The 26,023-nt window shown below is 68.6% G+C and carries 13 protein-coding genes; 7 read left to right on the forward strand and 6 right to left on the reverse strand.

What is annotated here, in order from left to right:
* The 3 genes from ASE48_RS31575 (at position 1) to ASE48_RS31585 (ending at position 5,928) form a co-directional block, all read left to right on the forward strand.
* Positions 1-780, forward strand: a complete 780-nt coding sequence (locus tag ASE48_RS31575; RefSeq protein ID WP_057171148.1) for a decaprenylphospho-beta-D-erythro-pentofuranosid-2-ulose 2-reductase — start codon at positions 1-3, stop codon at positions 778-780.
* 70 nt (positions 781-850) lie between these two features.
* Positions 851-2,713, forward strand: coding sequence for a galactan 5-O-arabinofuranosyltransferase (locus ASE48_RS31580; RefSeq protein ID WP_235571777.1), 1,863 nt, complete (start codon positions 851-853; stop codon positions 2,711-2,713).
* A complete protein-coding gene (locus ASE48_RS31585) occupies positions 2,713-5,928 on the forward strand; it encodes an arabinosyltransferase domain-containing protein (protein ID WP_057171149.1) in 3,216 nt (1,071 codons plus the stop codon). The genes ASE48_RS31580 and ASE48_RS31585 overlap by 1 nt, the downstream gene beginning before the upstream one ends.
* 12 nt (positions 5,929-5,940) lie before the next feature.
* Here ASE48_RS31585 and ASE48_RS31590 read toward each other — a convergent pair whose 3' ends face one another.
* Positions 5,941-7,569, reverse strand: coding sequence for a GMC oxidoreductase (locus ASE48_RS31590; RefSeq protein WP_235571779.1), 1,629 nt, complete (start codon positions 7,567-7,569; stop codon positions 5,941-5,943).
* A 151-nt stretch (positions 7,570-7,720) separates the two neighbouring features.
* Between ASE48_RS31590 and ASE48_RS31595 the strand changes: the two genes are divergently transcribed.
* From ASE48_RS31595 to ASE48_RS31610, 4 genes are all read left to right on the forward strand, one after another.
* Positions 7,721-8,830: an alkane 1-monooxygenase gene (locus ASE48_RS31595; protein WP_057171230.1), complete on the forward strand. Its 1,110-nt coding sequence runs from the start codon at positions 7,721-7,723 to the stop codon at positions 8,828-8,830.
* A gap of 50 nt (positions 8,831-8,880) precedes the next feature.
* Entirely contained in the window at positions 8,881-12,126 is a 3,246-nt protein-coding gene (locus ASE48_RS31600) for an arabinosyltransferase domain-containing protein (RefSeq protein ID WP_057171150.1), read from the forward strand.
* Between the two features lie 122 nt (positions 12,127-12,248).
* Positions 12,249-15,368, forward strand: coding sequence for an arabinosyltransferase domain-containing protein (locus ASE48_RS31605; RefSeq protein WP_162264308.1), 3,120 nt, complete (start codon positions 12,249-12,251; stop codon positions 15,366-15,368).
* A gap of 2 nt (positions 15,369-15,370) precedes the next feature.
* Positions 15,371-16,252 (forward strand): MBL fold metallo-hydrolase, encoded by an 882-nt coding sequence (locus ASE48_RS31610; protein WP_057171151.1) that lies wholly within the window; start codon positions 15,371-15,373, stop codon positions 16,250-16,252.
* 11 nt (positions 16,253-16,263) lie between these two features.
* Here the strand turns inward: ASE48_RS31610 and ASE48_RS31615 are convergent, their stop codons facing one another.
* From ASE48_RS31615 to fadD32, 5 genes are all read right to left on the reverse strand, one after another.
* Positions 16,264-16,713 carry an RDD family protein gene (locus ASE48_RS31615; RefSeq protein WP_235571780.1) on the reverse strand — a complete coding sequence of 150 codons (450 nt, stop codon included), beginning with the start codon at positions 16,711-16,713 and terminating at the stop codon, positions 16,264-16,266.
* Positions 16,710-17,114 (reverse strand): hypothetical protein, encoded by a 405-nt coding sequence (locus ASE48_RS31620; protein WP_057171232.1) that lies wholly within the window; start codon positions 17,112-17,114, stop codon positions 16,710-16,712. Before ASE48_RS31620 ends, ASE48_RS31615 begins: the two co-directional genes overlap by 4 nt.
* Before the next feature lie 91 nt (positions 17,115-17,205).
* Positions 17,206-18,780 (reverse strand): acyl-CoA carboxylase subunit beta, encoded by a 1,575-nt coding sequence (locus ASE48_RS31625; protein ID WP_057171153.1) that lies wholly within the window; start codon positions 18,778-18,780, stop codon positions 17,206-17,208.
* A complete protein-coding gene (gene pks13 / locus ASE48_RS31630; protein ID WP_057171154.1) occupies positions 18,777-24,068 on the reverse strand; it encodes a polyketide synthase Pks13 in 5,292 nt (1,763 codons plus the stop codon). The genes ASE48_RS31625 and pks13 overlap by 4 nt, the downstream gene beginning before the upstream one ends.
* Positions 24,069-24,129: 61 nt before the next feature.
* Complete coding sequence (gene fadD32, locus ASE48_RS31635; protein ID WP_057171155.1) at positions 24,130-26,019, reverse strand: long-chain-fatty-acid--AMP ligase FadD32; 1,890 nt, start codon at positions 26,017-26,019, stop codon at positions 24,130-24,132.
* Positions 26,020-26,023 lie beyond the last annotated feature (4 nt).

The raw sequence follows: 26,023 nt of genomic DNA on the forward strand, positions 1-26,023 counted from the left end.
ATGATCGACGCCACCGGTAACCCGCAGACCATCCTGCTGCTGGGCGGAACGTCCGAGATCGCCCTGGCCATCGCCGAGCGATACCTGCGCAACGCGAAGGCCAGGATCATCCTGGCCGACCTGCCCGGGGCGGCCAAGAAGGACGCCGCGATCGCTCAGCTCGAGGCCGCAGGCGCCAAGGAGGTCCAGTACCTCGATTTTGATGCTCTCGACACAGATTCCCATCCGGCCGTCATCGAATCCGCCTGGGCCAAGGGCGATGTCGACGTCGCCGTGGTGGCCTTCGGCGTGCTGGGCGACGCCGAGGAACTGTGGCAGAACCAGGCCAAGGCGGTGCTGACCGCGCAGATCAACTACGTCGCGGCGGTGTCGGTCGGCGTGCTGATCGGCGAGAAGCTGCGCGCCCAGGGCTTCGGGCAGATCATCGCCATGTCCTCGGTGGCCGGTGAGCGCGTGCGCCGCTCCAACTTCGTGTACGGCTCGACCAAGGCCGGGCTGGACGGTTTCTACCTCGGCCTCGGAGAAGCCCTGCGGGAGTTCGGCGTCAACGTGCTGGTGATCCGCCCCGGACAGGTGCGCACCACCACCACCCTGGAGCACTGGAAGGCGACCGGCGCCAAGGAAGCACCCTTCACCGTCGACAAGGAGGACGTCGCCGAGCTGGCCGTCACGTCGGCGGCCAAGGGCAAGGACCTGGTGTGGGCGCCCGGTCAGGTGCGGGTGTTGATGTCGGTGCTGCGCCACATCCCGCGGCCGATCTTCCGCAAGCTGCCCTTCTGATGGTCCGGCGGGCAGGAGCGAAGCGACCCGGGAAATGATTCCGGAGGGTAGGAGCGAAGCGACCCGGGAAATGAGCCGGAGCGCGCTGGCCGTCACCGGCCAGATGGTGGCTGCCGCCGCCACCGCTGCGCTACTGACCGTCGTCGCCCTGCTGGCGATCGCCCGTGTCGAGTGGCCCGCCTACAACTCGTCCAACCAGCTGCACGCCCTCACCACCGTCGGCCAGTTCGCCTGTCTGGCAGGTATTTTTGTCGCCGGTGCGCTGTTTCGCCACGGACGCCCGCTGCTCGCCCGCATCTCGGCGGTGGTGTTCCTGTCGGCGTTCTCGGTGGTCACCCTGGCGATGCCGCTCGGCGCCACCCGGCTGTACCTGTTCGGCATCTCGGTGGATCAGCAGTTCCGCACCGAGTACCTGACCAGGCTGGCCGACAGTCCGGCGCTGCACGACATGACCTATATCGGCGTGCCGCCGTTCTACCCCGCCGGCTGGTTCTGGATCGGCGGCCGGCTCGCCGACCTGACCGGTATGCCCGCCTGGGAGATGTTCAAACCGTGGGCCATCATCTCGATCACCGCGGCGATCGCGATCGCCCTGGTGCTGTGGTCGGCGATGCTGCGTTTCGAGATCGCGCTCGCGGTGTCCACCGCCACCGCGGCGGTGACGCTGGCCTACACCTCGGCCGAACCGTACGCCGCGGTGATCACCGTGCTGTTGCCGCCGATCTTCGTACTGGCGTGGTCGGGGCTCAAACGCACCGACAAAACCCCCTGGGGGGCCGTCGTCGGCGTCGGGCTCTTCCTGGGCCTCGCCGCGCTGTTCTACACCCTGCTGCTGGGCTACGCGGCGTTCACCGTCAGCCTGATGGCGCTGCTGCTGGCCGTCGCACGGCGCAGCATCGCGCCGCTGCTGCGACTGGCTGTGATGGGTGTCATCGCCGGCGCGCTGGCGCTCATCACCTGGGGTCCGTATCTGCTGGCCGCAGCCCGCGGTGAGCCGGCCGACAGCGGCACCGCTCAGCACTATCTGCCCATCGACGGCGCCGAACTGACCTTCCCGATGTTGGACTTCACCCTGCTGGGCGCGCTGTGCATGCTCGGCACCGTCTGGCTGGTGGTGCACGCCCGCACGTCGACTCGCGCGGGTGCGCTGGCCGTCGGGGTGCTGGCCGTCTACGCGTGGTCACTGCTGTCCATGCTGACCACCCTGGTCGGCACCACCCTGCTGTCTTTCCGGCTGCAACCCACCCTGACGGTGCTGCTGACCGCCGCGGGCACCTTCGGGTTCATCTGGGTAGCCCAGGCCGTCATGGCGCGCTACCAGCACCCGGGCCGGCACGTGGTGGCGATCGCCGCGACCATCGGCGCCATCGGCGCGGTCACCTTCAGCCAGGACATCCCCGATGTGCTGCGCACCGACATCAACGTCGCCTACACCGACACCGACGGCTACGGCGAGCGCGCCGACAGGCGGCCCCCCGGCGCCGAGCAGTACTACCGCGCCCTCGACGAGCGCATTCTGCAGGTGACCGGCGTGCCGCGCACCGAGACCGTCGTGATGACCGCGGACTACAGCTTCCTGTCCTACTACCCGTACTACGGATTCCAGGGCCTGACCTCGCACTACGCAAACCCGTTGGCGCAGTTCGAAGCCCGCTCGGCGGCCATCGAGAGCTGGGCGCTGCTCAACACACCCGACCAGTTCATCACCGCGCTTGACCAGCTGCCCTGGCAGGCCCCGACGGTGTTCCTGATGCGCCGCGGCGGCCCGGCCAGCTACACCCTGCGGCTGGCCTCGGACGTCTATCCGAATCAGCCCAACGTCAAGCGGTATCAGGTCGAGCTGAACGCGGCGCTGTTCGAAGATCCGCGCTGGGATGTGTCCACCGACGGCCCGTTCGTTCTGGCCATCCGTAAACCGCAGGCAGATGGTTGATGGCCGGACAACTAGCATCTAGCTCCGTGACCGACGCGCCGGCCAATCACCGCACCACCAGACTGGTCGCTGTCGTCGCCGGGTTGCTCGGCACGATCCTGGCCATCGCCACCCCGTTCCTGCCCGTCACCGAGACCACCGCGACGCTGAACTGGCCGCAGAACGGGACGCTGGACAGCGTCGACGCGCCGCTGATCGGTTATGTCGCGAGCGACCTGAACATCACCATCCCGTGCTCCGCGGCCGCCGAGCTCGGAGGCGCGCGCAACGTGCTGCTGTCCACGGTGCCCAAACAGGCTCCCAAGGCCGTCGACCGCGGGCTGCTCATCGAGCGGGTCAACAACGAGCTGCTGGTCATCGTGCGCAACACCCCGGTGGTCAGCGCGCCGCTGAGCGAGGTGCTCAGCCCGGCCTGCCGCGAACTGACGTTCACCGCCCACGCCGACAAGGTGACCGGCGAGTTCGTCGGCCTCACCGCCGGGCCCGACGACGAGAATCCGGGCGAACCGCTGCGCGGTGAACGCGGCGGCTACGACTTCCGCCCACAGATCGTCGGCGTGTACACCGATCTGGCCGGCCCGGCGCCGCCCGGCCTGGAACTCTCCGCGACCATCGACACCCGCTACAGCAGCTCACCCACCCTGCTCAAAACCCTGGTGATGGTGCTGGGTGTCGTGATGACGATCGCGTCCCTGGTGGCGCTGCACCGCCTCGACGTCGCCGACGGGATGCGGCACCGCCGTTTCCTGCCCCAGCGCTGGTGGTCGCTGACCGGGCTCGACGCCCTGGTGGCCGCCCTGCTGGTGTGGTGGCATTTCGTCGGCGCCAACACCGCCGACGACGGCTACATCCTGACCATGGCCCGGGTGTCCGAGCATGCCGGCTACATGGCCAACTACTACCGCTGGTTCGGCACCCCGGAGGCGCCGTTCGGCTGGTACTACGACCTGCTCGCACTGTGGGCCCACGTCTCCACCGCCAGCATCTGGGTGCGGCTGCCCACCCTGCTGATGGGACTGGCCTGCTGGTGGATCATCAGCCGTGAGGTGATCCCGCGGCTCGGTGCGGCGGTCAAGAAGAGCCGCCCGGCGGCCTGGACCGCGGCCGCGATGTTCCTGGCGTTCTGGCTGCCGCTGAACAACGGCCTGCGGCCGGAGCCGATCATCGCCGTCGGCATCCTGCTGACCTGGTGCTCGGTGGAGCGCGGCGTGGCGACCAGCCGCCTGCTGCCGGTCGCGGTGGCCATCATCATCGGGGCGCTGACGCTGTTCTCCGGGCCCACCGGTATCGCCGCCGTCGGCGCGCTGCTGGTGGCCGTCGGCCCGCTGAGAACGATTGTGGCCGCCCACGTCTCCCGCTTCGGCTACGCGGCGCTGCTGGCGCCCATCGCCGCCGCGGGCACCGTCACCATCTTCCTGATCTTCCGGGACCAGACTCTGGTCGGCGAGCTGCAGGCCAGTTCGTTCAAGTCGACCATCGGCCCCAGCCTGGCCTGGTTCGACGAGCACATCCGCTACTCCCGGCTGTTCACCACCAGTCCCGACGGATCGGTGGCGCGCCGTTTCGCGGTGCTGGCACTGCTGCTCGCCGTTGCCATCTCGGTGGCGATGACGCTGCGCAAGGGGCGCATTCCGGGCACCGCGATCGGCCCCGCCCAGCGCATGATCGGCATCACCGTCATCTCGTTCCTGTCGTTGATGTTCACCCCGACGAAGTGGACGCATCACTTCGGGGTGTTCGCCGGTCTGGCCGGTTCGCTGGGTGCGCTGGCGGCGGTGGCCATCGCCGCCACGGCCATGAAGTCCAAACGCAACCGCACCGTGGTCACCGCCGTGGTGCTGTTCGTGACGGCACTGTCGTTCGCCACCGTGAACGGCTGGTGGTACGTGTCGAATTTCGGCGTCCCGTGGTCGAATGAGTTCCCGGAGTGGCATTTCGGGCTCACCACGATGCTGCTGGGATTGTCGGTGCTGGCCCTGCTGGTGGCGGCCTGGCTGCATTTCGCCGGCGGCGAGGACAGGGACCGGCCGTGGAGCCGGTTCACCGGGGCGCCGCTGGCGGTCGTGACCTGGGCGGTGGTGCTGTTCCAGGTGGTCTCGCTGACGCTGGCGGTCACCGCGCAGTACCCGGCGTGGTCGGTCGGCCGTTCCAATCTGGATGCGTTGCGCGGCAAGACGTGCGGACTGGCCACCGACGTGATGGTGGAACAGGACCCGAACGTCGGACTGCTCACCCCGATCGACACACCGGTCGGCGAGGCGCTGGGCGCGGGCACCGCGCAGAACTTCCGCCCCGACGGGATTCCCTCCGACATCTCCGCGGACTCGGTGTCCGAACAGCCCGGCTCCAGTAACTTCGCCGACTCCGAGGACAGCGACGAGACCGGTAGCGAGCCCGGCACCGAGGGCGGCACCACCGCCGCGGCCGGGGTGAACGGCTCACAGGCCCGGCTGCCCTACAACCTCGATCCGGCCCGCACACCGGTGCTGGGCAGCTGGCGGGCGGGCCCGCAGTCGCCGGCGAGCCTGCGCTCGGCCTGGTACCGGCTGCCCCCCAGCGGTGAGCGCGGTCCGCTCCTGGTGGTCGCCGCGGCCGGGCGCTTCGATGCCGGCGAGGTGCTGGTGCAGTGGGCCACCGAGGAGCAGGCCGCCGACGGAAAACCTGGTGGCACCATCGGTTTCGCCGATGTCGGCGCCGTGCCCGCGTGGCGCAATCTGCGCGCCCCGATGTCCGCGATCCCCGAGCAGGCCACCCGGGTGCGGCTGGTGGCCTCCGATGACGACCTGTCGCCACAGCACTGGATCGCCGTCACCCCGCCACGCATCCCGGAGCTGCGCAGCCTGCAGGATGTCGTCGGGTCGACCGACCCGGTCATGCTGGACTGGCTTGTCGGACTTGCCTTCCCGTGCCAGCGACCGTTCTTCCACCGGTATGGGGTCACCGAGGTGCCCAAATGGCGCATCCTGCCCGACCGGTTCGGGGCGGAGGCCAACTCACCGGTGATGGACTACCTGGGCGGCGGGCCGCTGGGCATCACCGAGTTGCTGCTGCGGGCCACCCCGGTGCCGACATACCTGAAGGACGACTGGTTCCGCGATTGGGGTTCCCTGCAGCAACTCCGGCAGTTCTACCCGAACGCGAAGACCGCTGAACTGGAACTCGGCACCGCCACCCGCAGCGGGTTGTGGAGCCCGGCGCCGCTGCGTCCGTCCTAGCCGGCGCCCCAGCTAGCGGCGCCCGGCCAGGATCGCCTCCATATTGCGCTCGGCGAGCGCCGTGATGGACATGAACGGGTTGCAGCCGATGTAGCCGGGGATCAGCGACGCGTCGTTGACGTACAGCTTGTCGTGGCCGTTGACACGCCCGAACAGGTCGGTGGCCGCACCGCGCACGCAGCCGCCCAACGGGTGAACGGTATTGGGCGCGAATGCCTTTCCTTCGAAGAGGTCATCGCGGTAATCCACACCGTTGGCCTGGGTGACCCGGTCGAACACCAGCCGCGCACGCTCGATGAGGTGGTCGGTGTGGCTCTGCGGCCAGTCGATGCCGATGGAATCCGCCTGGCGGTCGTAGCTGATCGTTGCCCGGTCACCGGTGCGCACCATGGCGTAGTAGCCCAGCGCATTGGTCTCCAGCGGCAGCGGCAACGAGAACATGCTGGCGTACACCGGATTGTCGGGATCGGCGCGGCCGTCCAGGTTGATCATGCCCAGCAGCGACTGCTGGGTGCCCACCGGATCCTGTTCGGCGGTGTTGTGCGACACCATGATGTCGCCGTTGTTGCCGTAGCCGTTGCCGACCTCGTCGTGCAGGTTGGCCAGATCCCCGGACTCCCGCGCGCGCAGCAGCAGGTGGGTGGTGCCCAGTACGCCGGCCGCCAGATACAGCTGTTCACAACCGATCTCGTCGCGCGACAGCTCTTTGCCCCAGCGGTCGATCTCGCGGATGGACACCACGTACTCACCGGAGGGTTCCTGACGGATGCCGGTCACCTCGGTGAGCGGGCGCAGTTGCACCTTGCCGGTCTTCAGCGCCGCGGCGACATAGGTCTGGTCGACGCTGCCGAGGCGGCCGTGGTTGTTGCCGTACTGGCACTCCCAGTCCAGTGCCGAGCGCGGCACCTCGCCGGCGGCCTCACGCATCATGTAGTCGAACGAGTAGGCGCTGCCGTTGATGTCGACGCCGTACCCGGCCGCCTCGGCGTAGCTGCGGCCCACCCGGGCGTACTGGAAGTACGGGGTCTGCTCGAACCAGTCCAGGTCCCGGTAGCTGATCTGCAGCGCGGACTTGGCCCGCTCGACATAGGTGCCCAGGAATTCGTTCGGATCGATGTCGGGGAAGGCGGCCCGCACCTGATCGGGGGTCGGCACCGCGGCGATGGCCGCGTTGACCATGGAGCCACCACCGACGGCGATCCCGCGGAACACGTCGTGGGCGCCGAAGGTCACCTTGTCGCAGATCCCGGCCTGGATCGGCTGGGACCCCGGATTCTGCGCCGCGACCGCGTTCACCGACACCCCGCGGAACGACGGCACCAGGCTGGGCGGAACATCGCGGAACCAGCCCGCGCGGGTGTCCGCCGGCAACATCTTGGTGAAGCGTTTCCCGTCCTCGTCGGGGGTGTCCCAGAGCCGCCCGCGCTCCAGGATCAGGGTGTCCACCCCCGCCTCGCCCAGGCGCAGCGCACTGACACCCCCGCCGTACCCGCTGCCCACCACGATGGCCTGGTGGAATGCCCGCGCCGCGGGGCGTTCCCCGGACCGGTTGGACGAACAGGCTCCCACGCCCACCGCACCGGCTGCGAGGCCCGCCGCGGCACCCAGAAAACGCCGCCGTGTCACCTTGATCTTGTGCACCCTTACACCAACCTCACAGCAAAATCCTCATTCGTTATGGCTCCGTGTTTGCACTGCTCGCGCAACCAGGTTAAATAGGCACTAAGAACTAGTTCGCTCCATCCCCCGGCAAGGATACGAAGTGACCGACGCGCAGACCGGCAGAACGCCCATGTGGCGGGCTGTAAAGCGGTATCTGTGGCTGCTCGGTGCCATCGTCCCAGGGATGGTCGGATTGGCGTGGCTACTGGTCCAGGTGACCGGTTCTGCGGTGTTCTGGTGGGTGGGTCCACTGCTGGCCTTCGTCGTGATTCCGGTACTTGACCAGCTAATTGGCGCCGACGAAACCGGCGTCCCCGGCGGCACCATCGAAGATCTTGAAAACGACAACTTCTATCGCTGGGTCAACTATCTTTACCTGCCCAACCAGTACCTTTCACTGATTTTCGCGTGCTGGCTGTGGAGCGGCGGCGGATGGCTCGCGATGACCACCGTCGACAAGATCGGCTTGATGCTCACCGTCGGGATCGTCGGTGGGATTGCGATCAACGCCGCCCACGAATTGGGCCACCGGCGCGCAAGTGCCGAGAAACGACTCAGCAAGATCGCTCTTGCGCAAACTGGCTATGGGCATTTTTTCGTCGAACACAACCGCGGCCACCATTTGCGGGTCGCGACCGTCGAGGATCCCGCGAGCGCGCGCCTGGGCGAGAGCGTCTATCACTTCATCCCGCGTTCGGTGCTGGGTGGACTGCGCTCGGCATGGCACCTGGAGGGCACCCGGCTGGCTCAGGCCGGCAGGTCCCGGTTCTCGCTCCGCAACGACATCCTGAACGCCTGGCTGCTCACGGCGGCGATCTTCGTCGGCCTGGTCGCCTGGTTCGGCCCGGTCATCATTCCGTGGCTGCTCGGACAGGCGATCATCGGCGTCTGCCTGCTGGAGACGGTGAACTACCTGGAGCACTACGGGCTGCGGCGGCAGCGCCTTGCCGACGGTCGCTACGAACGGGTCGGCCAGCGGCACAGCTGGAACAGCGACACGCTGATCGCCAACGTGTTCCTGTACCACCTGCAGCGGCACTCCGATCACCACGCCAATCCGCAGAAGCGCTACCAGACGTTGCAGCACTCCGATCAGGCTCCGCAGTTGCCCACCGGGTACGGCAGCATGCTGGTGCTGGCCTGGTGCCCGCCGCTGTGGCGCCGGGTGATGGATCCGCGGGTATTGGCGCACTACGGCGGCAATATCGGGCTGGCAGCGCTGCAACCCGATAGGGCCTAGCGCGGGTCGTCCGGCGGTGCCGGGCCGGCTGTCGCCTAACCTTGAACCTCGTGCCCGATAGGAACGTCCGCCTTCTCGCCGTCATCACGGGCCTCGTCGGCTTCCTGCTCTGCGCCCTCGCCCCGCTGCTGCCGGTGCGCCAGAGCACCGCAGCGATCCAATGGCCCCAGGCCGCGAACGCCGACGGCTTCGTCGGCGACATCACCGCGCCACTGGTCTCCGGCGCGCCCCGATCGCTCGACGTGACCATCCCGTGCCGGACGGTGGCGAGCCTGCCCGCCGACGGCGGACTGGTGTTCTCCACCATCCCGCCCGGCGGTATCGACGCCGGGCGCAACGGCCTGTTCGTCAACGCCAACGCCGACGTCGTCTACGTCGCGTTCCGGGACACCGTCGCCGCGGTCGCGCCGCGCGACGCCGTCGGTTCCGGCGCCTGCAGTGAGCTCCGCATCTGGGCGAACGTCGGCGCGGTCGGCGCCGATTTCGTCGGCATCCCCGGCGCCACCGGCACTCTCGGCCTCGACAAGCGCCCGCAGGTGGCGGGCATCTTCACCGACCTGCGCGTCGGACCGGATGCCGGCCTAAACGCGCACGTCGACATCGACACCCGTTTCATCACCTCGCCGACCGCACTGAAGACCGCGGTGATGGTGCTCGGCGTGGCCGCCGTGCTGGCGTCCATCGTCGCGCTGGCGCTGCTGGACCGCACCGCCGGGCGGCGCCCCGCGCCGGGCCGCCGGCGCCGCACCGGACTGTCGGTCTGGCTGGCCGACGCCGGCGTGGTGGGCGGACTGCTGGTGTGGCACATCGTAGGACCGCCGACCTCCGATGACGGCTACAACCTGACGATGGCCAGGGTCTCCGGGGACGCCGGGTACATCGCCAACTACTACCGCTACTTCGGCGCCTCGGAAGCCCCGTTCGACTGGTATCAGAGCGTGCTCGCGCACCTCGCCTCGATCAGCACCGCCGGGGTCTGGATGCGGCTGCCCGCCACCGCCGCCGCGATCGGCACCTGGCTGCTGCTGAGCCACGTCGTGCTGCCCCGGCTCGGCAACCGGCTGGCCCGCAACCGGGCCGCCGTGTGGACGGCGGGCGCGGTGTTCCTGGCCGCCTGGCTGCCGTTCAACAACGGTCTGCGCCCGGAACCGCTCATCGCGTTCGGCGTCGTGCTCAGCTGGGTGCTCGTGGAACAGACGGTGGGCCGGCGCAGGCTGTGGCCGACCGCGGCAGCGATCGTCGTCGCCATGTTCTGCCTGACGCTGGCACCGCAGGGCCTGATCGCGCTGGCGCCGCTGCTCGTCGGCGCCCGAAAGATCACCCAGGTCATCGCCGAGCGCCGCCCCGCACTGGGCCTGGCCGCCCAACTGGCACCGCTGGCCGCGGCCGCCTCGCTGATCTTCGTCATCGTGTTCCGCGACCAGACGCTGGCCACCGTCGCCGAGTCGGCGCGCATCAAGTACGTGGTGGGCCCGACGATCCCCTGGTACCAGGAGTTCCTGCGCTACTACTTCCTGACCGTCGAGGACAGCGTCGACGGTTCACTGACCCGCCGTTTCGCGGTGCTGATCCTGCTGCTGTGCCTGTTCGGTCTGCTGATGGTGCTGCTGCGCCGCGGCACCGTGCCCGGCACGGTGAACGGGCCGGTGTGGCGGCTGATCGGCACCACCGGTATCGGGCTGCTGCTGCTGACGTTCACCCCGACGAAGTGGGCCATCCAGTTCGGTGCGTTCGCCGGCCTGGCCGGTGCACTCGGCGGCGTGACGGCGTTCGCGCTGGCCCGGGTCGGGCTGCACAGCCGGCGCAACCTCGCGCTGTACGTGACCGCGCTGCTGTTCGTGCTGGCATGGGCCACCTCCGGTCTCAACGGCTTCTTCTACACCGGCAACTACGGGGTGCCGTGGTTCGACAAGCAGCCCGTCATCGTCGGCTTCCCGGTCACCACGATCTTCCTGGTGCTCGCGCTCGCCGGCGGTCTGCTGACCGCCTGGCTGCATTTCCGTATCGACTACGCCGGGCACACCGAGGTCGCCGACACCGGCCGCAACCGGGCGCTGGCGTCCACCCCGCTGCTGGTCGTCGCGGTCATCATGGTCGTGCTGGAACTGGGTTCGATGCTCAAGGCCACCGCGGCCCGCTACCCCGTCTACACCACCGGCTCGGCCAACCTTGCCGCCCTGCGTTCGGGGCTGTCCGCAGACAGCTGCGCCATGGCCGACGCGGTGTTGGTCGAGGCCGACACCAATGCCGGACTGCTGCAACCGGTTCCGGGCCAGCGCTTCGGCGAGTACGGCCCGCTCGGCGGCGACAAGCCCATCGGGTTCACGCCCAACGGCGTCAGCGACACCCTTGAGCCCCCCGAACCGGTGGCCGCCAACCCAGGTACCCCGAACTCGGACGGGCCGGTCGACAAGCCGAATGTCGGTGTCGGCTACGCGGCAGGTACCGGCGGCGGCTACGGCCCCGAGGGCGTCAACGGATCCCGGGTGTACCTACCGTTCGGACTCGACCCGGCCACCACTCCGGTGATGGGCAGCTTCGACGAGAACACCCTTGCCGCCAAGGCCACCTCGGCCTGGTACCAGCTGCCGCCCCGCAGCCCGGACCGTCCGCTGGTGACCGTCGCCGCGGTGGGCGCGATCTGGTTCTACGAGGAGGACGGTTCCTTCAACTACGGCCAGTCACTGAAACTGCAGTGGGGTGTGCACCGGCCCGACGGCAGCTATCAGGCGCTGTCGGAGGTCCAGCCGATCGACACCTTCTATCAGAAGGCGTGGCGCAACCTGCGTTTCCCGCTCGCCTCGGCTCCGCCGGAGGCCAATGTGGCCCGCATCGTCGCCGATGACCCGAACCTGTCCGAGGATCAGTGGTTCGGGTTCACCCCGCCACGGGTGCCGGTCCTGCAGACGGCCCAGCAGTACCTCGGTACGCAGACGCCGGTGCTGATGGACATCGCCACCGCGTCCAACTTCCCCTGCCAGCGGCCGTTCGCCGAACACCTCGGCGTCGCCGAACTGCCGGACTACCGGATCATTCCGAACTTCAAGCAGATGGTGGCGTCCTCGAACCAGTGGCAGTCCGCCGATGACGGTGGACCGTTCCTGTTCATCCAGGCGCTGCTGCGCACCTCGACGATCCCCACCTATCTGCGTGACGACTGGTACCGCGACTGGGGTTCGATCGAGCGCTATATCCGGGTGGTGCCGCGCGATGTCGCGCCCGACGCCGTCATCGATGAAGGGACTGCGAACGTGTTCGGCTGGAGTCGCGGCGGACCGATCAGGGCACTGCCGTGAGCGACGTGAACGGGAGCGGACAAGCCGGAGCCGTGAGTGAACCTGTGAACCAACCGAAGGCCCGCGACGATGTGAAGATCGCCCGCTGGGTCGCCACGATCGCCGGCCTGCTGGGCTTCGTGATGGCGGTCGCGGTGCCGCTGCTGCCGGTCACCCAGACCACTGCCACGCTGAATTGGCCGCAGGCGGGCCAGCTCTCGAACGTCACCGCCCCGCTGATCTCCCAGGCGCCGGTGACGCTGACCGCCACCGTGCCGTGCTCGGTGATCCGGGACATGCCCGCCGAGGGCGGTCTGGTGCTGGGCACCGCGCCCGCCGAGGGCCGCGACGCGGCGCTGAACGCGATGCTGGTCAACGTCACCGAACCGAGCGCGGGCAGCCCGGGCCGGGTGGACGTCATCGTGCGCAACGTGGTGGTGGCCAGCGTCGAACGTGACCGTGCCGCAGACTGTTCCGACATCAAGATCACCTCCAACCATGACGGCACCTACGCGGAGTTCGTCGGGCTGACGCAGGAGGACGGCACCCCGCAGCGCACCGGCTACCCCGACCCGAACCTGCGCCCGGCCGTCGTCGGCGTGTTCACCGACCTGACCGGACCTGCCCCGCAAGGGCTGTCGCTGTCGGCCGATATCGACACCCGATTCACCACGCATCCGACGCCGCTGAAACTCGCCGCGATCGTGCTGGCGATCCTCTCGACGATCATCGCGGTGCTGGCGCTGTGGCGCCTGGACCGCGTCGACGGCCGGCGCATGCACCGGCTGATCCCCACCCGGTGGAAGACGGCGTCGCCGGTCGACGGTGTGGTGGTGGGCGCGTTCGCGCTCTGGTACGTCATCGGCACCAACTCCTCGGATGACGGCTACATCCTGCAGATGGCCCGGGTCGCCGATCACGGCGGCTACATGTCCAACTACTTCCGCTGGTTCGGCAGCCCCGAGGATCCGTTCGGCTGGTACTACAACGTGCTGGCCCTGATGACCCGGGTGAGCGACGCCAGCATCTGGATCCGGTTGCCCGACTTGATCTGTGCACTGGTGTGCTGGCTGTTGCTGTCCCGCGAGGTGCTGCCCCGACTCGGCCCCGCCGTGGTCGCCAGCCGCCCGGCGCTGTGGGCGGCGGGTCTGGTGCTGCTGGGTGCCTGGATGCCGTTCAACAACGGCCTGCGTCCCGAAGGCCAGATCGCCACCGGCGCGCTCATCACCTATGTGCTGATCGAACGGGCGGTCACCTCCGGGCGGCTGACGCCGGCCGCGCTGGCCATCCTCTCGGCCGCCTTCACCCTCGGCATCCAGCCGACCGGTCTGATCGCGGTGGCCGCGCTCGTTGCCGGTGGCCGTCCCATCCTGCGCATCCTGATGCGTCGCCGCGCCGTGGTGGGCACCTGGCCGCTGCTGGCACCGCTGCTGGCGGTCGGCACCGTGATCCTGGCGGTCGTGTTCGCCGACCAGACCTTGGCCACGGTGCTGGAGGCCACCCGGGTCCGCACCGCGATCGGGCCCAGCCAGCAGTGGTACACCGAGAATCTGCGGTACTACTACCTGGTCCTGCCGACCGTCGACGGCGCCATCTCACGCCGGTTCGCGTTCCTGTTCAGCGCGATGTGCCTGTTCCCGGCGCTGTTCATGATGTTGCGCCGCAAGCGGATCGCCGGCATCGCGCGCGGTCCGGCCTGGCGCTTGATGGGCATCATCTTCGCCACCATCTTCTTCCTGATGTTCACCCCCACCAAGTGGATTCACCACTTCGGCCTGTTCGCCGCGGTGGCGGGTGCGATGGCCGCCCTGGCCACGGTGATGGTGTCCCCGGTGGTGCTGCGGTCGGCACGTAACCGGATGGCGTTCCTGTCACTGGTGTTCTTCGTCGTGGCGCTGTGCTTCGCCTCGGTCAACGGGTGGTGGTACGTCTCCAACTTCGGTGTCCCCTTCAACACGGCGGTCCCGGCGATCGGCGGGGTGACCATCAGCACGATCTTCTTCGCGCTGTTCGTGATCGCGGCGCTGTGGGCGTTCTGGTTACACGTATCGGGGCGCGGGGACTCCCGTTTCGTCGACCGGCTCACGGCCGCACCGATCCCGATCGCCGCCGGCTTCATGGTGGTGGTGTTCGTGGCGTCGATGGCCATCGGCGTGGTGCGCCAGTACCCGACCTACTCCAACGGCTGGGCCAACGTACGCGCCTTCGCCGGTGGCTGTGGCATGGCCGACGACGTCCTGGTCGAACCCGACTCCAACGCCGGGTTCCTGCGCGCGCTGCCCGGTGATTACGGCCCGCTGGGCCCGCTCGGTGGGGCCGGTGCGCCCGGCTTCTCCCCCGACGGGGTGCCCGACCGGATCGTCGCAGAGGCCATCCGGCTGAACAATCCTCAGCCCGGCACCGACTACGACTGGAACCGGTCGATCCGGCTGCCGCGGCCCGGCGTCAACGGCTCCCGGGTGCCGCTGCCCTACGGCCTGGACCCGGCGCGCGTACCGATCGCCGGCACGTATTCGACCGGGGCACAACGGGAGAGCAAACTCGCCTCGGCCTGGTATGAGTTGCCCGCCGCCGACGACGCGCACCCGCTGGTCACCATCACCGCGGCAGGCACGATCTCCGGCGTCAACGTCGCCAAGGGCGAAGTCTCCGGGCAGGCCGTGGAATTGGAGTACGCGGTCGCCGGCCCGGACGGTGCCCCGGTACCCGCCGGTCGGGTCAGCCCCTATGACATCGGCCCGACGCCGTCGTGGCGCAACCTGCGCTACCCGCGCCGGCAGATCCCGGCCGATGCCATCGCGGTCCGGGTGATCGCCGAGGATCTGTCACTGAGCCCGGGTGACTGGGTCGCGGTCACACCGCCGCGGGTGCCCGAGGTGCGTTCGGTCCAGGAATACATCGGCTCCCAGCAGCCCGTGCTGCTGGACTGGGCGGTCGGTCTGGCCTTCCCGTGCCAGCAGCCGATGCTGCACGCCAACGGGGTGACCGAGGTCCCGAAGTTCCGCATCTCACCGGACTACTTCGCCAAGCTGCAGAGCACCGACACCTGGCAGAACGGCTTGGAGGGCGGCCTGCTGGGGATCACCGATCTGCTGCTGCGCGCGTCGGTGATGTCGACCTACCTGTCCAACGACTGGGGCCAGGACTGGGGTTCGCTGCGGCGCTTCGACACCATCGTCGACGCCGAACCCGCGGAGATCGAGTTGGGTAGTTCCACGCACTCCGGGCTGTACTCGCCCGGCGAGATCCGCATCGGCCCCTAGCCATGGCAGATCGGACCCGGCTCGGAAACGCCGTCCTGACAAGGGTGTTGGAGACGTCGTTCGAGCCGGGTGTCGACATGTTCGGCGACACCCCGGACGGGGCGTGGTCGGAGAACGCCGATCTGCTGGTGCCCACGTTCCTGAACCCGGACACCCGGCGGTGGCGGGTGGCGATCCAGACCTGGGTCATCGATGTCGACGGGCTGCGGGTGCTCGTCGACACCGGCGTCGGTAACGGCCGCCAGCGGCCGATCCCGGTGCTGAACAATCTGGACACCGGGTTTTTCGATGCGCTGACGGCCGCGGGTGTCACCCCGGACAGCGTCGACGTGGTGCTCAACACCCACCTGCACACCGATCACGTCGGATGGAACACCACCGCGTCCGACGACGGGTGGGTGCCGACCTTCCCGAATGCGCGTTACCTGTTGCCGGAGGCCGACTTCCGGTACTTCGGTCCGGACGGCGCCGGCTGCGATGCCGCGGCGCGGGTGGTCTTCGACGACAGTATCGCGCCGGTGTACGAGGCCGGTCAGGTCGAATTGTTCAGCGGGGAGCAACAATTGAGCGAATCGGTGTGGCTGCGGCCCGCCGCGGGCCACACCCCGGGATCATCGGTGCTGTGGCTGGACGCCGGCAGACCGGCGGTGTTCGTCGGGGATCTGACCCACTGCCCCATCCAGATTCCGCGGCCCTCGGATCCGTGCGCGTTCGACGTCGATGCCGCGGCCGCCGCGGCGACCCGTAAGCGGGTCTTCACCGAGGCCGCCCGCCGGCGTGCCGCCGTCATCCCCGCGCACTATCCGGGTCATGGCGGCGCCACCCTGGTCGCCCGCGGGGATGCGTTCCAGGTCGATGACTGGCTGGACCTACCCTCCAGCTGAGGGACGCCGATCTAGACCTTGACGTAGACCACCCGGCTGCCCAGCACCACGTCCTGGATCGAACGGCGCCGCACGTCGATGACGACCCACAGCAGACCCACCGGGAACAGCACGCAGGCCACCGCACGGATCAGCGCGATCAACGGCGACACCCGTCCACCGCGGCGGCCGGTCACCCGCAGCCCCATGGTGACGGCGCCGACGGTGCAACCCGAGACCGTCCAGCACGCGGCCAGATAGAACACCGCGACGCCGAACATCACCGCCGTGGAGAACACCGCGCTGACCGTCGGGAAGCTGAAGGAGGACGGGTTGAACATCAACCGCGCCAGGATGAGGCCGACATAGAGCGCGCCCAGCACGACACCGACGAACAGCAGATCGATGACGGCGGCCACGCCGCGGCTCACTATCCCTGCCGAGCGAGGCTTGCCGAGCGAGTCGACAGGCACCGGTCTCACCGCGGCTCCCTGCCCAGCAGGCGGTCGACGAAGCCGGACACCAGATCATCGGCCCGCTCGCTCTGGGTCCGCACATCGGACATCACCTCGGCGGTCACCGAATCGGTGGACTGCCTGATGATCGCGGGCAAATCGATCCCGTCCACCACCTCGTTGGCCAGCCCGATGAGGTCGAGCCGTTGCCGCGCCAAGGTGTTCAGGTCGAGCTCGTCGAGGATCACCTCGATACCGGCGGCCAGCACCCGTTCGCCGCGGGCCTGTAGATCCAGCCGGCTGCGCCGCAGCCACGGGCCGACCACCGGCAGGCCCTCGGCACCCCGGTAGACCACCGCGGCACCCTCATACGCGGTGGCCACCGCGCCCAGCGCGACGGTCACCGCAGGGTGTACGGGGTCCGGCATCGTTGAATCGTAGTAGGCCACAGCGACCCGCCACCGCGTACTGCTCGATACCCGCGGCGGCTTCTGCAGGGATCACCGCCGGGGCGGACAGCTACAGCGGCGTCAGGCCGTGCTTGCGCAGCACCTTGCTGACGGGCTGCTTGTCGCGCAGCAGCCGCAGCGACTTACGGATCAGCAGCCGGGTCTGGTGCGGTTCGATGACGCCGTCGATGTAGCCGCGTTCGGCGGCGATCCACGGGGTCGCCAGGTTGGCGTTGTAGCCCTCGATGAAATCGGCCCGGATCTTCTGCACCTCGGGTGAGGTCGGATCGGGGAAGCGCTTCACCAGCAGCTGCGCGGCACCCTCGGCGCCGATCACGGCGATGCGCGCGGTGGGCCAGGCATAGTTCAGGTCCGCCGACAGCTGCTTGGAACCCATCACCGCGTACCCGCCGCCGTAGGCCTTGCGCACGACGATGGTCACCTTGGGCACATCGGCCTCGACGATCGCGTTGAAGAACCGGCCGCCGCGCTTGATGATGCCGCCCTTCTCCTCCTCGAGACCCGGCATGGCGCCGGGGGTGTCGACGACGAAAACCAGCGGCAGGTTGAACGAATCGCAGAACCGGATGAACCCGGCCGCCTTGTCGGACGCCTCGTTGCCCACCGCGCCGGACATGTGCATCGGCTGGTTGGCGATCACCCCGACGGGGCGGCCGTCGACGCGGGCGAACGCGGTGATCATCGACGGGCTGCGCTGTTCGGCGATCTCGAACAGGTCGCCGTCATCGAAGATCCGGAGCAGGATCTCGTGCATGTCGTAGGCCTGGTTGTCCGAGTCCGGCACGATCGTGTCGAGTTCCAGATCGGACGGGGTGATCTCGGGCTCCAGGCCCGGGTTGACGATGGGCACATCGTCGAAGTGGTTGGACGGCAGGAAACTCAGGTAGTCCCGCACGTACTGGTAGGCGGCCGACTCCGACTCGACGACCTTGTGGATGTTGCCGCGCTGCGCCTGCACGTCGGCGCCACCGAGTTCGTCGAAGGTGACGTCCTCACCGGTGACGTCCTTGATGACATCCGGGCCGGTGATGAACATGTAGCCCTGATCGCGCACCGCGACAACGAGATCGGTCTGGATGGGCGAGTACACCGCGCCACCGGCGCACTTGCCGAAGATCAGCGAGATCTCCGGGACCAGGCCGCGCAGCATCTCGTGGCGGCGGCCGAGTTCGGCGTACCAGGCCAGCGAGGTGGCGGTGTCCTGGATGCGGGCGCCCGCCGAGTCGTTGATGCCGATGATCGGGCAGCCGACCATGGCCACCCATTCCATGAGCTTGGCGACCTTGCGGCCGAACATCTCGCCGACCGAACCCTGGAACACGGTCTGGTCGTGGCTGAACACGCCGACGGGGCGGCCGTCGATGGTGCCGTGACCGGTCACCACACCGTCACCGAAGAACGCGTTCGGATCGCCGGGGGTCTTGGCCAGTGCGCCGATCTCCAGGAAGCTGCCCGGGTCCAGCAGCTCATGGATGCGGGCGCGGGCGCTGGGGATGCCCTTCTTGTCGCGCCGGGCCTTGGCCTTCTCGTCGCCGGGATCCTTTGCCAGTTCCAGCTTCTCGCGGAGCTCGGCGAGCTTCTCGGCGGTGGTGTGCAACTTGGGCTGCACCGGGGTTTCCGTCACTTGGAGTCCTTCTCAGCTTCGATGCGGTTGATGGCCTCGCTCATGTGAGCTCCGACCTTCGCGATATAGGGCTCGTCGATGGCCTGGATGTGCTCACCACCGATCGGCACCACTTCCAGCTCGGAAACGTAGTCGCCCCAGCCGCCGTCGGGCTTGCGGGTGGCGTACGCCGGCTCGAAGACGATGGCGTCATCGTGGTACCGGTCGGCCAGATACAGCGTGACAGGCCCGTCGTAGGGCTGGATCTCGATGGTGGACAGTGCGCGGTTGTCCAGATACGAGGTGCGCTGGTGCTCGATGATGCCGCCCGGGATCTGCACACCGCTCTGCGACACCAGGTCCAGGACGTACTTCACCTGGCCCTCGTCGTCGAGCTTCTCCAGGTCCTCATAGGGGATCTCGGGGATCTCCACGTTGAAGGTGCGTTGGGCGAACAGCGCGTACCGGTCCCAGCGGGCCCGCATGCCCTCCTTGGACTGGTCGATCGGCTCACCGGGCAGCGCGAGGTCGATGAGCCCGACGAACCGCACATCGGCACCGGCCCGCTTGAGCCCGATGGCGCAGGCGTAGGCCAGCGCACCGCCCAGGGACCAGCCGGCCAGCACGAACGGGCCGTCGTGCAGTTCCAGCAGCTTGGGCACGTACTCGGCGGCCCGCTCCTCGATGGATCCCTCGACCCGTTCGATGCCGTACACCGGGACCTCTGCGGGCAACCGGTTGATGAGCGGCTCGTAGACCACGGTGGACCCGCCGGCCGGGTGGAACACGAACAGCGGCAAGGCGTTCGAGCCCTCGGGGGCCGCACGCAGGGTGCGCACGAATCCGTCGACCACGCCGTCTTCGAGCTGGTTGCGGACGTGGGTGGCCAGTTCCTCGATGGTCCTGGCCGAGGTCACGTTCTCGACGGTGATGGTGCCCTCGGCACGTTCGGACAGCCTCTCGGCCAGCTTGGTGGCGGCCGCCGCATCGATCGTGGGCAGCTCGTTGAAGATGCCGCCGGGCGACTTGCCGGTCACGATCGCCCAGGTGGCGAAGGTGACGCGCTCGGCTGCGTCACGTGGGGGGACGTCGGCGCCCAGCGCCTCGGTGACCGCCTCCTGGGTGAGCACCTTCGCCGCGGCCGCAGCCGCGGTCGCGCTCGGCTTCGCGGGAGCACCCTGCGCCGGTCCGCTCGGATCCGTTGGTGGCGGCGGGATCTCGATACCCACCTCGGCCAGCGATTCGACGGTGTCGTCGGTCTGCTCCGCTGCGATCGGATGCCCTGCCTCGGCCAGCTTGGCCTCCAACTCGGCGACCGTGGTCGCCCCGCCCATGAGCTCAGCCTGCGCGGCGGCGATCTCCTCGGCGCTCTGCCCCTTCTGCGCCTCGGCCAGTTCGCCGACCTCGTCGCGGTGCTCGATGGCGTACTGGATCAGCTTCTCCACCGCGTACAGGTTGGCATCGCGCACCGCGGTCAACTGGATCGGTGGCAGGTCGAAGTCGTACTCGACGCGGTTCTTGATACGCACGGCCATCAGGGAATCCAGGCCGAGTTCGATCAGCGGCACCTCCCAGGGCAGGTCCTCGGGCTCATAGCCCATGGCGCTGCCGACGATGGTTCCCAGCCGATCGGCGACCGTCTCGCCGGTGTCCGGGGACCATTTGGCGAAGTTCGCCCCGATGTTGGCACCGGCGGTGAGGTTATCGGCCTCGAACGCCGGGGCGGACTCCTCGACAACGGCTGGTGCGGCGGCGATCTCGGCGACGGTGCCCGCGCCGACGGCGATCGGCAGCACGGCCTGCTGGCCGCCGCGGCTGACGATGGCGTCGTAGACGAGCGTGAAGGATTCGTCGATGCGGGCGTGCACCTGCACCGTCGCCCCACCGGGGTGCCGGGTGAGCGTGGTGACCAGGCGGGCATTGTCGGCCGGGACCGCACGCTGCTCGAACGCGGTCAGCTGGGCATCGGGAAGCACCTGCACGGCAGCGGCTTTCACCAACGCCGACAGGTCGGCCGCACCGTCTGGTGCGTACTCCCAGACGTGGCGACCATCCGGGGTGGCCACGTGGGTGCCGGGCATGAGGACCGAGCTGTCGCCGGTGAACCGGGCGTCCAGCCAGTGCTGCTTGCGGCGGAAGCGGGTGAGCGGGATATCGGCGTAGTCCAGGGCGCCGGCCAGGCCGCGGGACCGCCGCGGGAACAGCGAGCGCGGGTCCAGATCGTGGCCGTGCACGAACAGGGTGGCCATCGCCACCGTCATCGAGTCGACCTCGTCCTGCTTGCGGGCCAGGGTGGCGATCAGCTGGGCGTCGTGCAGACCTGCCGACGCGGTGGTCAGCCCGACCTGCATGAGCGCCACCGGGTTCGGCGCCAGCTCCAGGAAGGTGGTGTGCCCGTTGTCCACGGCGTTGCGGATGCCGTGGGTGAAGTAGACGCTGTGCCGCAGCCCCTTCTTCCAGTAGTCCACATCGTGGATGGGGTCCGCGCCGACGCGAATCAGCTGACCCTCGTGCACCGTCGAGTAGTACGGGACCTTCGTCGGGCGTGCGTCGATGCCCTGGATCTCGGCGGCGAGTTCACCGAGCAGCGGATCCATCTGCTGGGTGTGGCTGGCGCCCTTGGTCTGGAACTTGCGGGCGAACTTGCCCTCGGACTCGGCGCGGGCGATGATCGCGTCGACCTGCTCGGGCGGACCGCCGATGACGGTCTGGGTCGGTGCGGCGTAGACGCACACCTCCAGATCCGGGAAGTCGGAGAACACCGTCTTGATCTCGTCGGTCGAGTACTCGACCAGGGCCATCAGCCGGATGTACTCGCCGAACAGCATCGCCTCGCCCTCACCCATCAGGTGGGCGCGCGAGCAGATGGTGCGGGTGGCGTCCTCCAGCGACAGACCGCCGGAGAAGTACGCGGCGGCGGCCTCGCCGAGCGACTGTCCCACCAGCGCACCGGGTTTGGCGCCGTGCGCCTTGAGCACCTCACCGAGGGCGACCTGGATGGCGAAGATGACGGTCTGAGTGGTCTCGATGCCGTAGTCCTGGGAGTCGTCCAGGATGAGTTCGACGACGGAATAGCCGCGCTCGTCCTGCACGTGGGCGTCGACCTTGTTGATCCACTCGGCGAAGATCTCGTTGCGCAGGTACAGGCTCTTGCCCATCTTGCGGTGCTGGGCACCGAAACCGGCGAGCACCCACACGGGTCCGTTGGTGACCGGACCGTCGGCGGCCAGCACCAGCGGGCTGGGCTTGCCGTCGGCGAGCGCACGCAGGCCCTTGACGGCCTCATCGTGGTCGTGGGCCAGCACCACGGCGCGGGAACGGCCGTGGTTGCGCCGCGACAGCGACCGGCCGATGGACTCCAGTGACGAGGCGCGCCCGGCCTCGCTGTCGATCCAGTCCGCGAGTTCTGCGGCGGCGGTGCGCTTGCGGGAGGTCAGGAACCCGGACAGGAACAGCGGCACCACCGGTGCCGGTTGCTCCTGGGACTCGAGCTCCTCGCGGGCCACCTCGAGCAGTCGCTTGGCCTCGTCGGTCAGCCCGGGCAGTTCGTAGCTGCCCTCGTCGTAGCTGGGGTACTCGGGCTCGTCGGTGACGAACTCGCCGTACTCGTCCATCCGCACGCCGCCGACGGACACCGCTTCCTGCGCCGGCTTCTCTTCGGCGACAGGAGCTTCGGGTTCCGGCTCGACCAGGTCGGCGGCCAGCACCTCACGCAGCACCAGGTGGGCGTTGGCCCCGCCGAAACCGAAGCCCGAGACACCGGCGATGGCGTGCCCGCTGTAGCGAGGCCAGTCGCTGACGGTGTCGTTGACCTTCAGATGTTCCTTGTCGAAATCGATGTACGGGTTGGGCCCGGCGTAGTTGATCGACGGCGGCAGCTTGTCGTGCTGCAGCGACAGCGCCATCTTTGCAAGGCTGGCCGCGCCGGCCGCTGATTCCAGGTGTCCCACATTGGATTTCACCGCGCCCAGCAGCGCAGGCTTGTCATCGGCGCGGCCCAGGCCGATCACCCGGCCGAGCGCGTCGGCCTCGATCGGGTCACCCAGGATGGTGCCGGTGCCGTGCGCCTCGACGTAGTCGACATCGCGCGGGTTGATCCCGGCGTCCTTGTAGGCCTTGCGCAGCACCGCGGCCTGGGCGTCCGGGTTCGGCGCCAGCATGCCGTTGGAGCGCCCGTCGTGGTTGACCGCGCTGCCGGCGATGACGGCGATGATCTCGTCACCGTCGCGCCGGGCGTCGGCGACCCGCTTGAGCACCAGCATGCCGCCGCCCTCGGACCGGGCGTAGCCGTTGGCATCCGAGGAGAACGACTTGCACCGGCCGTCCGGGGCGAGCACGCCACCGACCTCGTCGAAGCCGATGGTGACGATCGGGGTCACCATGGCGTTCACGCCGCCGACGATCGCCACGTCGATCTCACCGGAGCGCAGCGCACGCACACCCTGGTGGGTGGCAACCAGCGAGCTGGAGCAGGCGGTGTCGATGGATTCGGACGGTCCGCGGAAGTCGTAGAAGTAGGACACCCGGTTGGCGATGATGGAGCTGGTGGTGCCGGTGATGGCGTACGGGTGCGCGGTGGTGGGATCCGCCACCGCCAGGAACATGTAGTCGTTGTTCGAACTGCCCACGTACACACCGACATCGCCGCCACGCAGGCTGGAGGCCGGGATGCGGGCGTGCTCGAGGGCTTCCCAGGTCAGCTCCAGCGCCATCCGCTGCTGCGGGTCGAGGTTGTCGGCCTCCATCTTCGACAGTGCGAAGAACTCGGAGTCGAAACCCTTGATATCGGAGAGGTAGCCGCCGCGGGTGTGCGCCTTGGCGACCCGCTCGGCGATGCGGGGCTCGCCCAGGAATTCCGACCAGCGACCCTCGGGCAGATCCGAGCTGGCGTCGCGGCCCTCGAGCAGGGCGGCCCACATCTCGTCGGCGCTGTTCATATCGCCGGGGAACCGGGTGGCCAGACCGACGATCGCGATGTCGTCGACGCCGGGCGCGCGGGTCCAGTCCTCGTCGGCGTCGAGCACGGGTTCGGGCTCGCCCTCGACGATGACGGTGGCCAGCGACTCGATGGTCGGGTTGCGGAACACCACGGTGGCGGTCAGGGTGACGCCGGTCAGATCCTCGATATCGCTGGCCATGGCCACCGCGTCCCGCGAGGACAGCCCCAGCTCGACCACCGGCGCCGACTCGTTGATGGTGTCGGCCGACTGGCCGGTCGCGTTGGCGATCCAGTTGCGCAGCCATTCGCGCATCTCGTTGACGGTGATGTCGCCCCGTACGGCTGGTGAATTATCTTGTGCTTCAGTCATTTCCACTGTTCACTTTCGCCGCCGTGCGGCCTTGGTAACGCGGCCGGAAACTCAGTCGGTCTCAGTCGGTCTCATCGGGGAAGTCGTTGGCGATCTTGCCGCTGCGCAGGCTGCCGTCCAGGTAGCCGGCACGGCAGGCGCGACGGCCGATCTTGCCGCTGGAGGTACGCGGGATGGCGCCCGCCGAGGTGAGCAGCACGTCGCGGACGGTGACACCGTGGCGCACCGCGATGGCGGCCCGGATGTCGTCGATGATCGGGGCCAGCTCCAGCTTGTGCGAACCGGCCGCCCGCTCGGCGACGATCACCAGCTGCTCGGAGGTGTCCTCGGCATCGAACTTCAGCCCGGCGTGCGAGTCGTCGAATACTTCCTTGGGCAGCTGGTTGGCCGGGACCGAGAAGGCCGCGACGAACCCGGTGCGCAGCGCCTTGGAGGATTCCTGCGCGGAGTACTCCAGGTCCTGCGGGTAATGGTTGCGGCCGTCGATGATCACCAGGTCCTTGACGCGGCCGGTGATGTAGAGGTCGCCGTCGTGGAACGCGCCGTAGTCACCGGTGCGCACCCAGGTCGCGTCATCGGCCGCGCCCTCGGCATGCGACTCGCTGATCCGCGACTTGAGGATGTTGTGGAAGGTCTCGCGGCTCTCCTGGTCCTTGCCCCAGTAGCCGGTGCCCATGTTCTGGCCGCTGATCCAGATCTCACCGATCTGACCGTCGGGCAGTTCGGTGGCGGCTTCGGCGTCCACGATCACGGCCCATTCCGAGACGCCGACCTTGCCGGCGGAGGCCTGCGCGACGGCGGACTCCGAGTCGGCGTCCACCTCGACGATGCGGCCGGTGTTCAGCGCGTCCCGGTCGACGTAGATGATCTTGGGCTCTTCCGATGCCGGGGTCGTCGACACGAACAGTGTCGCCTCGGCCAGTCCATAGGACGGCTTGATCGCCTTGGGCTGGAACCCGTAGGGCCCGAATGCCTCGTTGAAGCGGCGCACCGTGGCCGCCGAGATGGGCTCGCTGCCGTTGAGGACGGCCTTGACATTGGACAGGTCCAGTGGCGGCTCGCCGTCCTTGGGCAGACCGCGCGCCGCGGCGTGATCGAAGGCGAAGTTCGGGGCCACCGAGATGACACCGCCGGTGTCATCGGGCTTGCGGGCCATCTCCCGGATCCAGCGGCTGGGCCGGCGCACGAACGCGGCCGGCGTCATGAAGGTGAAGTTGTGTCCGATCATCGGCGACAACAGCGCGGTGATCAGACCCATGTCATGGAAGAAGGGCAGCCAGGACAGGCCGCGGTCGCCCTCCTCGGCTTCCAGCGCCTCGATGATCTGGACGATGTTGGTGGCCAGATTGAGGTGGGTGATCTGCACACCGGTCGGGATGCGCGTCGAGCCCGAGGTGTACTGCAGGTAGGCGACCGTGTCGATGGTGACATCGAGCGGTTCCCAGGTGCTGGCGACCTCGGCGGGGACGGCGTCCACGGCGATGACGCGCGGGCGCTGGTTGGCCGGACGGCTGCGGAAGAACTTGCGCACGCCCTCGGCGGCTGCGGTGGTGGTCAGGATGGCAGAGGGCTGGCAGTTGTCCAGCACGGCGTGCAGACGACCGACGTGGCCCGGCTCGGACGGGTCGAACAGCGGCACCGCGATGCGGCCGGCGTAGATGGCGCCGTACATGGCGACCAGGTAGTCCAGGTTCTGCGGACAGAGGATGGCGACGCGGTCGCCGACCTCGGTGACCTGCTGCAGGCGCGCCGCGACGGCGCGGTTGCGTGCGCTGAACTGGGCCCAGGTCATATCGCACTCGACACCGTCACGCTCGGTGGAGTAGTCCAGGAAACGATAGGCGAGCTTGTCGCCGCGGACCTTCGCCCAGCGCTCGACGTGGGAAACGATGCTGGCGCTGTCGGGGAACTTGATCTGACCGTTCTTGATGAACGGGTTATGGAACGGCATCAAA

Source organism: Mycobacterium sp. Root265 (genome assembly GCF_001428895.1).
Taxonomy (GTDB): Bacteria; Actinomycetota; Actinomycetes; order Mycobacteriales; family Mycobacteriaceae; genus Mycobacterium.

Coding starts and splice junctions, on each gene's coding strand:
- ASE48_RS31575 (WP_057171148.1), top strand. CDS start 1: ATGATCGACGCCACCGGTAACCCGCAGACCATCCTGCTGCTGGGCGGA.
- ASE48_RS31580 (WP_235571777.1), top strand. CDS start 851: ATGAGCCGGAGCGCGCTGGCCGTCACCGGCCAGATGGTGGCTGCCGCC.
- ASE48_RS31585 (WP_057171149.1), top strand. CDS start 2,713: ATGGCCGGACAACTAGCATCTAGCTCCGTGACCGACGCGCCGGCCAAT.
- ASE48_RS31595 (WP_057171230.1), top strand. CDS start 7,721: ATGTGGCGGGCTGTAAAGCGGTATCTGTGGCTGCTCGGTGCCATCGTC.
- ASE48_RS31605 (WP_162264308.1), top strand. CDS start 12,249: ATGGCGGTCGCGGTGCCGCTGCTGCCGGTCACCCAGACCACTGCCACG.
- ASE48_RS31610 (WP_057171151.1), top strand. CDS start 15,371: ATGGCAGATCGGACCCGGCTCGGAAACGCCGTCCTGACAAGGGTGTTG.
- ASE48_RS31620 (WP_057171232.1), bottom strand. CDS start 17,114: ATGCCGGACCCCGTACACCCTGCGGTGACCGTCGCGCTGGGCGCGGTG.
- pks13 (WP_057171154.1), bottom strand. CDS start 24,068: ATGACTGAAGCACAAGATAATTCACCAGCCGTACGGGGCGACATCACC.
- fadD32 (WP_057171155.1), bottom strand. CDS start 26,019: ATGCCGTTCCATAACCCGTTCATCAAGAACGGTCAGATCAAGTTCCCC.